The organism is uncultured Clostridium sp., assembly GCF_934754925.1.
In the GTDB taxonomy this organism is placed as follows: Bacteria; Bacillota; Clostridia; order Clostridiales; family Clostridiaceae; genus Clostridium.
In genome coordinates, this window is record NZ_CAKVJA010000006.1 from 1 (window position 1) to 14,243 (window position 14,243).

The window sequence follows — 14,243 nt, forward strand, 5'->3', positions numbered from 1 at the left end:
GGTCGGGGTGACAGGGATCGAACCTGCGACCTCATGGTCCCAAACCACGCGCGCTCCCATCTGCGCCACACCCCGGTAATCACATTGCTACATCTCGCAGCGACAATGATTATTCTACATGATGATTTTTAATACGTCAATACTTTTTTTTATTTTTTTTAAATTTATTTTATAATTCCTTTATATATACTATTGGTTCCTTATTATCAATTAAATCAATATACCCTAATGTCTTATCAATCTTACCCATTCCATGAGAAACACTTCCTGGGTTCATCAATATTAATCCATCATATTCTTCAATAATAGGTAAATGAGAATGACCGAATAAAACTATGTCTGCTCCTACTTCTTTTCCTCTATAATAAATGGAATTATATCCATACTTAACACCATATTTATGTCCATGGCATATAAAGATTTTCTTCCCTTGAATTTCTATTATTCTTTCTTCTGGATATTTGCCATCAAAATCACAATTTCCTCTAACAGCATATACTTCTCCACTAAATCCTTCTGTGATTTCATTTAAGTCATTTTCTCCATCCCCTAAAAAAATAAGTACTTGTGCATTACTTATTTTTTTCTTTATTTTGCTTATACTATTTCTATTACCATGAGAATCACTTATAACTGCAATAAGCATTATAATCCATCCTTTCATTAATTAATTAATAATATAAATTGTGCACTACAGTAAAATATAAAATTTTATGTAATGCACACCTTTTTAAATTACAATTTTTATTAAATTAATATTTCTTTAAGTTTCTTAAGAGCATTTCCTCTATGAGATATTTCATTTTTTTCTTCTGGTGTTGCCTCTCCAAAAGTTTTATTGAATCCTTTATAGAAAAATAATGGATCATAACCAAATCCACCTTCTGTTTTTAACTCTTCTATAATAGTTCCTTCAACTTCTCCCCTTACACTCTTAATACTACCATCTTCAAATACTACTGCTATTACACAAACAAATCTAGCTCTTCTATCGTCACCCTTAAGGTGTTTCATTTCTTTTAACAACTTAATATTATTGTTATAATCATTTCCATGTTCCCCGGCATATCTAGCTGAATATATGCCCGGTGCTCCATTTAAACAATCTACCTCTAATCCTGAATCATCTGATAAAACTATAAAACCTTTTTCACCTTTATTTAATAAATATTGATGTGTTTCTACAGCTTTCTTTTTAGCATTCTCTTCAAAAGTTAAACCATCTTCTTCAACTTCTATATCAATATTCATATCCTTTAATGAATAAATCTCATAAGGATAATCTTTAAGTATTTCTTTTAATTCTTTTATTTTTTTTATATTATTACTAGCTAAAACTATTTTTCTCATACTACTCTCCTGTTCCAATCCATAGAGAATCCATTTTTAAGCTCTCCTTTTGTAATTGAATCATTTGTTTTATTCCCTTTTCCGCTAAATCTAATAATTCATTTAATTCTTTTCTATTAAATGGAGCCTCTTCTCCTGTACCTTGAATTTCTACGAATTCTCCCTCATCAGTTCCAATAACATTCATATCAACTCTTGCTGTTGAATCCTCTTCATAACATAAATCAAGTAATTTTTCTTCTCCAACAATACCTACACTAGTTGCACATAAAAACTTTCTAATAGGATATACTTTAAAAGGTCTTTGTTTATGAAGCTTATTCATAGCATCAACTAATGCAACAAAAGCACCACAAATAGATGTAGTTCTTGTTCCACCATCTGCTTGAATTACATCACAATCTATCCAAATAGTTTTTTCTCCTAATGCTTTTAAATCTACAACTGATCTTAATGCTCTACCTATTAATCTTTGTATTTCCATAGTTCTACCATCAATCTTTAATCTTGATATATCTCTAGGTTTTCTTGTTGAAGTAGAACGTGGAAGCATATTATATTCTGCTGTTATCCACCCTTCTCCAGTACCTTTTAAAAAGGGAGGAACTTTCTCTTCTATTGATGCAGTACAAATTACCTTAGTATCCCCAACTTCAATTAAAACTGATCCCTCTGCATGTTTTATATAATTTCTAGTTATTTTTGCATGTCTAACTTGGTCATTTTTTCTTCCGTCACTTCTCATTTATAATTCCTCCATTTTAATGCTTACTTATATATATAAATTTCTCCTTTTTTTAAAAATAATGCAACAAATTCTCACTCTACTCATAATATTAATATAAGGATTAATTAAGAGGTGAAAAATTTGAGATATATTGGGCCATTTTTTAGGATGAACAGCCTTTCCGAAAAGGAAATTAACGGACAACTTTTTTATTTATCTAAAGAAGCAGTAAAAACTATTGTACTAAACTCAAGATGTGGTTTAGTCTCTCAAATAAAAAAGTATAATAAATTATCTTCCTCAATTGATATTACCACAAATAGTAATTTTTCTCCACTATTATGTGTGTATAGAAAGGCTTCTCCGACCTTTATTCATAGCAAAAATTCAAACGGATTTGATGAAGAAACTTTTAAAAAGGAAATTAACCCAAGTACTAATGCATTAATGTCATTATGTCTATTAGAATTATTAGATTACTATAGAAACTTTGAAAATATAGACAAAAATATATATTCAATAAATGAAATATATAAAAACTTAACCAAGGATCAACTTGATTTTTATTCAACCCACTTAAGAAATAGTGAAGGTGTATTTGCAGACAAAAAAAATTTATTAGAAAATAATTCTAAGAATTTTAATTTAGTTGATAAAGATAAAAAATTCAAATTTTCGGATCAAGCCTTTATGATGCTTGCATATTATTTGTATTCTATAAAAAACCTTAATGATGAATCTTCTGAGCTATATAAGGAATTTTCAAATCAAATTTTAAAAATGTTTTGTGACTTCAAAGATCAAATTTATGATTGCTCATTAGACGAGATATGTAAAGTTTTATTATCTTTAAACATTCTATATAACTATAATGATAATAATAACGATGAATTAAAGGATTTAATTATAGATCTTGCTGACTATGCTATGTGTAAATTTGATGAGAAGGATTATTACATTGATTCCTTAGACACTGCATCATTATGCTCTATAGTTTTAACCTTATCTTATAAACATACAAAAATATTAACTTTCTCAGAAAAAACAACCGAAATTATAAATAGATTATATACATTATATGATGAAGAAAAAGGTGCTTTTTATAAACTTTCTTCAAAAAAAGAAATTAAATATTCTTGTTTTGATATTACATTTTATATTCTAGCATTTATTATTTATCAAAATATAATTAGTACTTCTAATGAATATAAAGTTATGATATCTACAATATATAAAAAATTTGTTATTAATTCTGGCCTAATAACAAGTTGGCCCGAAGCTCCAACCTTAGATGATTATGAAAGATATCGTGGATTTACTTTAAATTCTAATGATATGGTTGATGAAACTTACTTTAGGATGCCTAATATACCTACTCCTGAGAGCACCGGCAATGCTCCTATTTTTAATAAATATATAACTTATAATAAGCGTAAAGATTCATTTTCTGTTAGTAAAAATACATTTGATAGTTATAGAAATTTTTTAAATTTCTTTTTACTTATTCATTTTTTCAAAGATGAATATATGGATGAATTAGGCTTATTAGATGATAAATCAACTACCGTTACTGATATTAGTCCATTACAGGAAGAATCAATTAGAAACATAGACACAACTTCTGATGTATCCATTGAAACTGAAGAAACCATTAAAAATCCAGTTGATTCCTCTGTAGAAGTTATTGATATTATTCCTGAAGAGGTAATAGTCAATGAAACTGTTAAAGAAATGCCCGTACAAGGTTTAGATGCTTCTAGGGAAGATACTATAGAATCTGATAAGAATTAATTATTATCCAATATAAAATAAAGGGATAATCAAGAAATCTACATAGTTCCTTGATTATTCCTTTTATCTTTTTATACTTTCAAAATCTATATTACCATTTCCATCTAATATACAATTATCAATAGCACTATTAACAGCTATTGTGTCATTATAAAATAACAATGGCAATATCCTATAATTATTAAATAAATCTTCTTCTATTTCTGCAAACAACTCTTCCTTCTCAGCTTTTGAATTTGAATTATTTATCATTTCTCTTTGTTCCTTTGGAAGAAAACTAGAAATAGTATTTAAAAGTTGTTCATCATCATCTAATTTCGCATAAGCATTAACCAATGCAATATCATAATAATTTTTTTCACTAATTAAATTCATATCTTCTTCTGATAATAAGTTAACTACAATTGTAATATCAGTGTTATTCTTAAACCAATTATAGATATAATTAGTTATATCCTTATTTTCCAAACTTTCCTTAGCCACTAAAACTATCTTAGAAGGCATAGTTATATCTTTTTCAGTATTTACCATAACATTTCTGCTTTGAAGCTTAGTTAAATCTTCTTTATCCTCTCTAAAATAACTACATTCTGCTAGTTCAACTAATATATTATTTTGATTTTGGTATTCTTCTATAGCCTCATTTACTAACCTGTAAATTTCATTTTTTACCTCATTAGAAAAATTGGAATTATTTATATTAAAAGCTAAATATAATGCTTCGTCCGATGAAACCTCAACTAATTTGCCTTCCTTTTTTAATCTTTCTAACTGACTTTTAGGTGGATTAATTACAATATCTCTATCTCCTATTTCAAATGCTGCTAATGCTAGATCCTCACTATCATCCTTAACTAAATGTATTGTTTGTGCTAATTCCTCACTAGCCATATCACTTCTTTTTAAAGTAATCTGATCTTCATTTATATCATAAATATAATAATCTCCTGAATAAGGAATATTTTTATAATTTAAAGCTATCTCTTCCCAAAACAAAACATCTTTTCTTAATCTATATTGTGGTTTTGTTAATTCTTCTATAAATCCATCATCTTTTGAATTTAATCTTATTTTTATATTATTTTCATCATAAGTAATTGCAACTGTCTCATTGAAGCTTTTATCGCTTTCTAAGTATTCCTTTACTCCAAAAACATTTAACAATGCTGATATTTCATTATCTTCTGTAATTATTTCTCTAAAAAAAGATACAATATCTTCTGGTGTTATCTTATTCCCGTTGCTCCAATATATATCATCTCTTATTTTAAAAATATATTCTAATCCATTATCATTCACTTCATAACTTTCTGCTAATGAAGGTTTTATATTTCCTTCAAAATCAAGCTCTACTAGTCCCTTACTAGTTGCACAAACTATATCTTGTTGTCTTTTATCTAAATCTCCTATAGATTTTAAATTTGTTGGTATATTATTTATCGAATAAACAATATCAGCAGTATTACCTGACGTTTGTTGAGGAGTTCTATCTATAAAGCTCAATAAAATAATTATAGTTACAATAGAAATAGAAATAGTTAATATTATTTTTTTCAAATTAATTTCTCCTTTCTACATACTTTTTTATAATTATAGACATAATTATTAAGAATTAATCTTTTTAAACATAAGTTAATATTTTTTATAGCATTATTTCCAATTTATGATATAATCTTTTAAGTAAGATTCAAAATTTCATATTTGATTAATCTAATTTACTCATCGTATAAAAGGGTGAGTTTCTTTTTACAAATTTATGGAGGTACTAAGATATGACAACTGCAATGCAAGTAGTTCAGATAATTTTCCAATCAGTGGCTATTATTTTTATGATTTGCTTTATGTTTATTGGAATATGGTCTTTCATAGCATTTCTTAAAATGGCTAAGAATCAGCGAATTCAAATTTTTTTACTTGAAAAAATAAATAAAAGTATTTCATCACTTGAAAAAACATTAAATAAAGATGAACCTTCTTTAGATACAAATTTTTTAATGGATGATTTAATACCTAATGAAGAAGATAATATTATAAAATTTGACGATAATATAAAGTAAAAAAAGGTAGTTATAATTTTTAAAACTTATAACTACCTTTTTATTAAATATATTAAATCATTTTTTCAAATTCTTCTTCTGTTAATACAGTAACACCTAAGTCTTGAGCCTTAGTCAATTTAGATCCTGCTTCTTCTCCAGCTATAACATAATCCGTCTTTTTGCTTACACTTCCAGAAACCTTAGCACCTAACGCTTCAAGTTTAGCCTTTATATCGCCTCTAGAGTAATTTTTTAAAGTTCCTGTGACTACTACAGTTTTACCATTAAATGAACTTTCTACTATAACTTGCTCCTCAAATGAAGGATTTACTCCAAGCTTTAATAACTCATCTATAGTATCTAATACCTTTTCTTCATGGAAAAATTCTAAAACACATTTGGCTACTATATCACCAACATCTTGTACAGATACTAATTCATCAAAAGTGGCATTCTTTAATCCATCTATTGATTTAAATTTATTAACTAAATCCTTAGCTGTTTTAACACCAACATTAGGAATACCTAATGCATATATAAATCTATATAATTCAGGTGTTTTACTTCTTTCTATAGAATCTAATAAATTTTGTGCCTTCTTTGGTCCAAATTTATCTAAAGTTAATAATTCCTCATAATTTAACTTATATAAATCAGCAATTGATCTTATATCAAGTTTTTCAAATAACTGTTCTGCTGTTTTTTCAGAAAACCCTTCAATATTCATTGCATCCCTACAAGCAAAATGAACTATACTTTTTACCATTTGTGGTTTACATGATAATGTATTCTCACAGAAGTAGTGAGCTCCATTTAAAATTAAATGACTTCCACAAGCTGGGCAAGTCTCTGGCACCCTAATTTCAATAGCATTTTCTAAGCTTGATTCAACAACTCCCATAATTTCTGGAATAACATCATTAGATCTTCTGATAAATACATCTGCACCTATCATTACACCTTTTCTCTTAATATCATCCATATTATTAAGTGTTGCCCTCTTAACTGTAACCCCTGCAAGTTCAACTGGTTCAAGTATTGCTGTTGGACCAACTCTACCACTTCTACCAACATTCCATTCAACATCTAAAAGTTTTGTTGTAGCTTCTTGAGCCTCAAATTTAAATGCAATTGCCCATTTAGGGAACTTAACTGTATAGCCTAAAAGTTCTCTAGTTCTTATATCATCTATTGCGATTACAACTCCATCAATGTCATAATTTAAATCAAATCTCATATCCTTAATTTCATTTATATATTTTTCTACATCTTCTAGATTAGTTGCATATCTTATATAATCATCCATTGGAAGTCCCTTTTCTTTTATGAAGTTAAGCATTTCTTCATAAGTTTTAAAGTTTTTGCCTTCCTTGTAACCCACATCGTAAAAGAATGCAGAAAGTCCCCTTCTAGCTGTTTCTTTAACATTTAAATTTCTTAAAGCTCCAGCCGCACCATTTCTTAAGTTTTTAAGAGGTGTTTCTGATGTAGCATTATATTTATCAAAAGCTTCAACAGTCATTATTGCTTCACCATGAACTTCAAATAAATCACCTCTTGAAGTCTTTAATGGAATTTCCTTTATTGTCTTAACTTGAGCTGTTACTTCCTCTCCAGTTTCACCATTTCCTCTTGTTGCTGCTGTTTGAAGAATTCCCTCTTCATTATATGTTAAGTTAATAGTTAGCCCATCAAATTTCTTCGTTATAACATATCTAAGTTCAGGTAAATTTTCTCCCCTAGAATTCATGTCATTTACAAACTTAACATTTCTATTATGCCAATCTCTTATTTCATCAAAACTTTGAGCCTTATCTAAACTCCAAAGTCTTCCTTTATGAGTGTATTTATTAAAACCTTGAAGAACTACATCCCCTACTCTTTGTGTTGGTGAATAAGGTAATATGTATCCTGTCTCATCTTCTAAAGCTTTTAATTCATCATACTTAATATCATATTCTTTATCAGATACCGATGGATTGTCTAAAGAATAGTATTCATAGGCATATTTATTTAAAAGTTCAACTAGTTCTTCCACACGAATCTTTTTATCCATTTAAATCTCCCTTTCTTAATCTACAAATTAAAAGTGATAAGCTAAGAGTTTAACCTTAAGCCTACCACTTATCACTTATAACTCTTATAAAAGTTCTAGCTTTGCCATTGATAACATTAGCATTTTTACTCCTTGTTGATTAAATGCTATTGTTAATTTTTTATCTCCATTTACATCTGATACTGCAACTATTGTTCCCTCACCAAATTTGTCATGCTTTACTTTTCTTCCAATAGTAGCTTCTGTGCTAGTCATTGTAGCTGCTGTTGTATTTTTATTCAATGCTAAACTTGCAGTATTTCCTCCACCAAAATTTCTATTTTCGAAAGTTCCATAATTACTTCTTAAACTATGTGGATTACTGTAAGATGGTTTAAACCTACCATTTACTGTTCTAGCACCGGAAGCCGTTGTTACATCTTTACTATCACCAGTCATTGTAACATACTCTCTAAGTTCAGGCTTAATTTCTGAAATAAAGTCTGATTGAGGATAAGCAACTGTTCTACCAAATACTCTTCTAACTTCAGCAGAAGTCATAAATAAAGTTTCCTTCGCCCTAGTTATACCAACATAGCAAAGTCTTCTTGATTCCTCCATTTCAGCATCACTATTAAATGATGCTTGCCCTGGGAATATTCCATTTTCCATTCCAACCATAAATACTACTGGAAATTCTAATCCCTTTGCACTATGAATAGTCATTAAAACAACGCTACCATTTTCATCTTCTTCATCCTCAAGTTTATCTGTATCTTGAACAAGAGAGACTTTTTCTAAGTAGGCTTCTAATTGTGTTTTATTTATATCAAATTCACTTGATCCTGCAGCCTTTTCCTTTTCATAATTTTTTTCAAAATCCACAGCATCAGATACAAGTTCTTTTAAGTTTTCTATTCTACTCTTATCTTCAATTTGTTTTGAAGCTTCAAGTTCCTTAATATAGCCAGTATCTTCTAAAATCGTCTCAATTAAATGTGATACTGGTACAGTTTCTGATATCATCATTAGATTTTCCATAAGCTCCATGAACTTTTCAATACCTGCACAATTTCTTGCAGTTAATGTTGGAATAGTTCTAACTTCTGACAATGCATCCCATAAAGGTAATTCATAAGCCTCTGCAAAATCTAGAACCTTTTGAATAGTTGCATCTCCAATTCCCCTTTTAGGAACATTTATTATTCTTCTTAATGCTATACTATCAGAAGGATTAACTAGAACTTTTAAATAACTTAACATATCCTTAATTTCTTTTCTATCATAGAACTTAGTTCCTCCAACAATCTTATAAGCTATTGCTGACCTTCTTAAACTTTCTTCAAATATACGTGACTGAGCATTAGTTCTGTAAAGTATAGCAAAATCTTTATATTGTTTATTTTGCTCTTTCTTTATTTTTTCTATTTGATTAGCTACGAATGTACCTTCATCTCCATCTGAATATGCTCTATATACTTTAACCTTATTACCAGAATCTTGTTCTGTTCTTAGAACCTTACTTTTTCTATTTGAATTATTTACTATAACAACATTAGCTGCATTTAATATATTAGCTTTTGAACGATAATTTTGCTCAAGCTTTATTACTTTTGCATCTGGATAATCCTTCTCAAAGCCAAGGATATTTTTAATATCAGCACCACGCCATTGATAAATGCACTGGTCATCATCCCCTACAACACAAATATTTCTATGCTTTGCTGCAAGTAATGTTACAAGCTCATATTGAGCTCCATTAGTATCTTGATACTCATCTACCATAATATATTGGAATTTTCTTTGATAAAATTCTAATGTTTCTGGATTCTTTTTAAATAATTCTACTGTCTTACAAATTAAATCATCAAAGTCTAAGGCATTATTTTCTTTTAACCTTTTTTGATACATTTTATAAACTTCAGCAATCTTCTTTTCTCTAAAGTTAGATTCATGCTCTCTATAGTAAGAATCTGCACTTTGCATATTATCCTTTGCTTTGCTTATCTTACCCATTATTTCCTGTTCAGTTATTTCCTTATCATTTATATTAAGAATTTTTATACACTCTTTAATAAGTGTCTTTTGATCTGTTCCATCATATATCGTGAAATTCTTTTTATATCCAAGCTTCTCTATTTCTCTTCTCAATATTCTTACACAAGTTGAGTGAAATGTAGATATCCACATATCATTAGCCTTATCCCCTATAAGTGCTTGAACCCTTTCCTGCATCTCTTTAGCTGCTTTATTTGTAAATGTTATTGCTAATATTTTATAAGGAAAAATCTTTAAATCTTCTATCATATAAGCCATTCTATGCGTTAAAACCCTAGTTTTACCTGAACCTGCTCCTGCTAAAATAAGTACAGGTCCCTCTACAGTTACTGCACCTTCATATTGTTCTTTATTTAGTAAAGATTTTAAATCCAAAAGAACATCCTCCCTTCATTTTCACGACTAAAGTATATCTTTTAATCGAACATACAATCTATATAAAAATTATTATAACATAGTTAGTATATATTATTACCATAATTAATTAAATTTAAAAAACGTATTATAATAGAGATTACCCTAACAAACTTTATATATTTTTCAAAATTTAATAAATATAAAAACATCTTGAAATCATTTACTTAACTATTTTTAGACGCAAAAAAACGCAACCCTTGGGGCCAGGTTGCGCTTCAGCAATAAGCAATAAATAAAAAGGGGGCTATTTAATTCCTTTTATTTATCCTTGCATTAATATTATAGTAAAGAAAGTTTTATATTGCAAGGGATTTTTGAAAAATATCTTGCTATTTTTATACATATGGATGTTTTTCTATCGCTTTTTGTTTTCTTTCGTTAAAAACTCTTTAATATAGCTAATTCCTCATCCGTAAGTTCTCTATATTCGCCTTCCTCCAAATCTTCATCTAAAGGCAATGTACCAAATTCAGTTCTCTTTAAATATGTAACTTTCTTACCTACAGCTTCAAACATTCTTTTAACTTGATGGAATTTTCCTTCTTGAATAGTAATCATAACCTCTGAACCATCATCAGTTGAATTTAATATTTCAAGTTTTGCTTCTTTACAAAGGTATCCATCATCTAATGTTATTCCAGCTTTAAATTTAGCTATATCTTCATCTGTAACTTTTTTATCTATTTTTGCATAATAAACTTTATCAACTTTCCACTTTGGAGATATTAATCTATGATTTAATTCTCCATCATTAGTTAATAATAATAATCCTACTGTATCCTTATCTAATCTACCTACTGGAAATGGTTCAAAGACTTGATGCTCAACCTCTAATAGGTCAATTACAGTTTCATCTCTATTATCATAAGTAGCTGATACTACACCATCTGGTTTGTTCATCATTAGGTAAATAAACTTTCTATAGAAAATTTCTTCCCCATTAATAATAATTTTATCATTCTCAGGATCTACTTGCATTCCACTATCTTTGGCTATTTCTCCATTAACCTCAACTAATCCACTTCTGCAAATTTTCTTAAGTTCTTTTCTTGTACCATAACCTAAATTAGATAGTACCTTATCTAGTCTTTCCATAAAACACCTCGTAAAACTTTTATATAGCTTATTCTATTATTAATATCTCCCAATTGCAAGAATTTAAAATATACCCTCCGAGAATTCCATATATTGTCTCTTCCCCGGAGGTCAATACATTTTATGGAAATTAATTGATTTCAAACTCTACTATATTGTAGTCTTCATAAGAGACATTCTTATGAAAGCTTTTGTCTAAAACTAGTACCCTATAGCGTCCATTCTTAAATGGAACAAATGTATAATAATTTTTTCTACTATATCCTTGTGCTAAAGTCCACTCACCATTTATCATAATATAAAATTCATAACAAACTTCTTTTCCACCTTTAGATGTAGCTTCAAAAGTAACTTCATTTCCTATTTTAAATTCATTAGATAATATTTGTAGTTTAGTTGAATTTACAGGCATAACTTCATGAACATAAACAGAAACTTCCTTTTTACTATCATATTCTTCAGTTGATTTAACGTTTTTTGCATATATTATAAAAGTATATTTCCCAGGGCATTTTGGTTTTATCTTTATTGATTTCTTATCTATAAAATCAGTATTCTCTATCTCATATCCATTTATTTTAGTTACAAATTTAGTTAAAGTTTCTTTTGTATTTTTAGTAATTACTTCAACATTAATTGTGTCTCCCACTAAATATGTTTCTTTACTGTTTAATAAAATATAATCAATATCTGCTGCTACATAATTCTTTGCCTCAATAAATAAGGATGTAGATGCATCACAGCTTTTTGAAGAAAATTCGTCTTTTATTTTAATATCAACTTCATATTCTCCAGCCTCTGTTGGTATAAAGTTAACCCAATTATTTGCTCCATAATCTATCTTTTCTTTTTCTATACCATCCTTATATATTGTAAATTTATATAATGGCTTAATTCCTCCGTCAGCTTTAACCTTAATATTTATAGTTTCACCTATTATACATCTTCTTCCTTTATCACACTTAACATCAACTATTCTAACTGGTTTTTCACCTTTATTATAAATTTCATATTGAATAGATGTTGTATCTTCATAATCTCCTTCAAATGAAATATCTTTAACTTTAAGAGTTATATTATATTTACCCTCATTTCTCGGCTCCCATGTAAATTCATTTCCCCTTATATAACCGCTATCTTCTGATACAGGCCCTTCTATAATATATCTATATATTAATTCCCTGCCGCCATCTACTAATGCTAACAAATTCACTTCCACTCCAACAGCTTGTGGCGATTTAATGTCACCTTTAAAGGACCTTATTTTTACTTCATTATATGGATTTACATTATAAACAATAACAGCTCTATCATCAAATGAATTAACAGAGAACATATCTCTTACATAGCATAGCAGCTTGTACTCCCCTGGTGATTTTTCCTTAAAAGTAACCATACTCTTAGAAGAGAAATCTTGAATACATGTAACTTTTCCCTCTTTGTTTATTTTTAAAAATTTATATAATAGAGACCTATCTTTTTCACAATTCGTTTCTACTTTAAAAATCAGTTCCTCATTAACCAATATATTATTAGTCAAACATAAAAAGTTTGTTATTTCTATTTTCTCTAACTCCTTAACTTCAAACTTTACAGTCTTAAAATCATCCACATTTCTTTCAGAATCTACTCTTTTACATTCTATTAATATTTCCATATTACCAGCTTTTGTAGCTGTAAAAACAAATTCATTTTCTGTAGTATAATCCCTTAAAATTTCCCAATCCTTTTCACCTTTTATCCAAAATCTATACAATACTAATTCTTGATTTGTAACAACATTAATATGTAACTTTTCTCCAACACTTATCTTATTTTTATTTATTTCAACATTCATAATCAAATTAGAATTTTCTATTATTTCATATTCTGATCTACCAAGATAGTCATATGCATTCTTACAATTAGTTGATTTTCCCTGAACCATTATCATATATTTCCCTGGTTTAGTAGGTTTCCATGTACAAATATTACTTTTTGAAAAGTCTTGTATAGGCTTCCATATCCCCTCAATACCTTCCATAAACTTATATTCAACATCATCGTTTTCAGTTAAAAATGCCGCAATATTTATATTTTTGTTTAAATCAGCAGGGCTTTTATTGTCAAAATCAATTAAAACCTCTTTCATCTCTATCCACCTCACCATATGCTATATACTTAAGTTCATTATTGTTTACATAATTTTCTATTTCAATTATACTATTTCCTTTTTAAAATAAAAACTGAAATTTGTCTAATATATATAAAAAAAAGAACAAACTATAGATATTTTTCTACAGTTTATTCTATATTTTTATTTTTCAACAAATATGATAAATTTTTTTCCAATCTATTATCATCTTCAATAGTTCTTTTCTTAGTATTAGGGGTTTTTCCTCCACCCCTTCTTATCCTCTGAGATAAATGCCTTTGTTCTAACATTGCTGTAATATTTTCATTTGTATATATATATCCCTTCGGGCTAATTACATCCGCCTTTTTTCCTAGACAAATAGCTGCAACTCCATAATCCTGAGAAATTATTATATCTCCAGTAGTGCATTCATTTACTACTTTCATATCTACACTTTGAAATCCACTATCAACAACTCTAACTTCTCCATAATCTACTGTTATGTAATGATTAATATCACAATAAATTATAACATCCAAACCATACTCTTTTGCTATCTTTGTAATAATGGAGATACCAGGACAGGCATCTCCATCAACTATAATTTTCATTTTG

Annotated in this window: 11 protein-coding genes and 1 tRNA gene; 2 read left to right on the plus strand and 10 right to left on the minus strand. The window is 28.3% G+C overall.

What is annotated here, in order from left to right; genetic code table 11:
• Nucleotides 1-2 precede the first annotated feature (2 nt).
• The 4 genes from Q0G30_RS03870 to rph all read right to left on the minus strand — a co-directional run bounded on the left by Q0G30_RS03870 (nucleotide 3) and on the right by rph (nucleotide 2,095).
• Nucleotides 3-75, minus strand: a tRNA-Pro gene (locus Q0G30_RS03870).
• A gap of 94 nt (nucleotides 76-169) precedes the next feature.
• Nucleotides 170-646 (minus strand): metallophosphoesterase, encoded by a 477-nt coding sequence (locus Q0G30_RS03875; RefSeq protein ID WP_294386777.1) that lies wholly within the window; start codon nucleotides 644-646, stop codon nucleotides 170-172.
• A 101-nt stretch (nucleotides 647-747) separates the two neighbouring features.
• Nucleotides 748-1,350, minus strand: a complete 603-nt coding sequence (locus tag Q0G30_RS03880) for an XTP/dITP diphosphatase (RefSeq protein WP_294386780.1) — start codon at nucleotides 1,348-1,350, stop codon at nucleotides 748-750.
• A gap of 1 nt (nucleotide 1,351) precedes the next feature.
• Nucleotides 1,352-2,095, minus strand: a complete 744-nt coding sequence (gene rph / locus Q0G30_RS03885) for a ribonuclease PH (protein ID WP_294386785.1) — start codon at nucleotides 2,093-2,095, stop codon at nucleotides 1,352-1,354.
• Nucleotides 2,096-2,218: 123 nt separating this feature from the next.
• Between rph and Q0G30_RS03890 the strand changes: the two genes are divergently transcribed.
• Nucleotides 2,219-3,868 (plus strand): hypothetical protein, encoded by a 1,650-nt coding sequence (locus tag Q0G30_RS03890; RefSeq protein WP_294386787.1) that lies wholly within the window; start codon nucleotides 2,219-2,221, stop codon nucleotides 3,866-3,868.
• Between the two features lie 63 nt (nucleotides 3,869-3,931).
• Here Q0G30_RS03890 and Q0G30_RS03895 read toward each other — a convergent pair whose 3' ends face one another.
• The gene (locus tag Q0G30_RS03895; RefSeq protein ID WP_294386790.1) at nucleotides 3,932-5,425 is read right to left on the minus strand and encodes an ABC transporter substrate-binding protein; all 1,494 of its coding nucleotides are present in this window, start codon (nucleotides 5,423-5,425) and stop codon (nucleotides 3,932-3,934) included.
• Between the two features lie 215 nt (nucleotides 5,426-5,640).
• On the opposite strand from Q0G30_RS03895, the gene Q0G30_RS03900 reads away from it, so the two are divergent.
• Entirely contained in the window at nucleotides 5,641-5,925 is a 285-nt protein-coding gene (locus Q0G30_RS03900; RefSeq protein ID WP_294386793.1) for a hypothetical protein, read from the plus strand.
• Between the two features lie 52 nt (nucleotides 5,926-5,977).
• On the opposite strand, the gene ligA is transcribed toward Q0G30_RS03900, so the two are convergent.
• The 5 genes from ligA to Q0G30_RS03925 all read right to left on the minus strand — a co-directional run bounded on the left by ligA (nucleotide 5,978) and on the right by Q0G30_RS03925 (nucleotide 14,239).
• On the minus strand, nucleotides 5,978-7,963 hold the full coding sequence (gene ligA / locus Q0G30_RS03905; protein ID WP_294386796.1) for an NAD-dependent DNA ligase LigA: 1,986 nt from the start codon (nucleotides 7,961-7,963) through the stop codon (nucleotides 5,978-5,980).
• An 84-nt stretch (nucleotides 7,964-8,047) separates the two neighbouring features.
• Entirely contained in the window at nucleotides 8,048-10,375 is a 2,328-nt protein-coding gene (gene pcrA / locus Q0G30_RS03910; RefSeq protein WP_294386800.1) for a DNA helicase PcrA, read from the minus strand.
• Nucleotides 10,376-10,795: 420 nt separating this feature from the next.
• Nucleotides 10,796-11,512: a pseudouridine synthase gene (locus Q0G30_RS03915; RefSeq protein WP_294386802.1), complete on the minus strand. Its 717-nt coding sequence runs from the start codon at nucleotides 11,510-11,512 to the stop codon at nucleotides 10,796-10,798.
• Between the two features lie 130 nt (nucleotides 11,513-11,642).
• The gene (locus tag Q0G30_RS03920) at nucleotides 11,643-13,643 is read right to left on the minus strand and encodes a triple tyrosine motif-containing protein (protein ID WP_294386804.1); all 2,001 of its coding nucleotides are present in this window, start codon (nucleotides 13,641-13,643) and stop codon (nucleotides 11,643-11,645) included.
• A gap of 152 nt (nucleotides 13,644-13,795) precedes the next feature.
• Nucleotides 13,796-14,239, minus strand: coding sequence for a YaiI/YqxD family protein (locus tag Q0G30_RS03925; RefSeq protein WP_294386808.1), 444 nt, complete (start codon nucleotides 14,237-14,239; stop codon nucleotides 13,796-13,798).
• Between the last annotated feature and the right edge of the window lie 4 nt (nucleotides 14,240-14,243).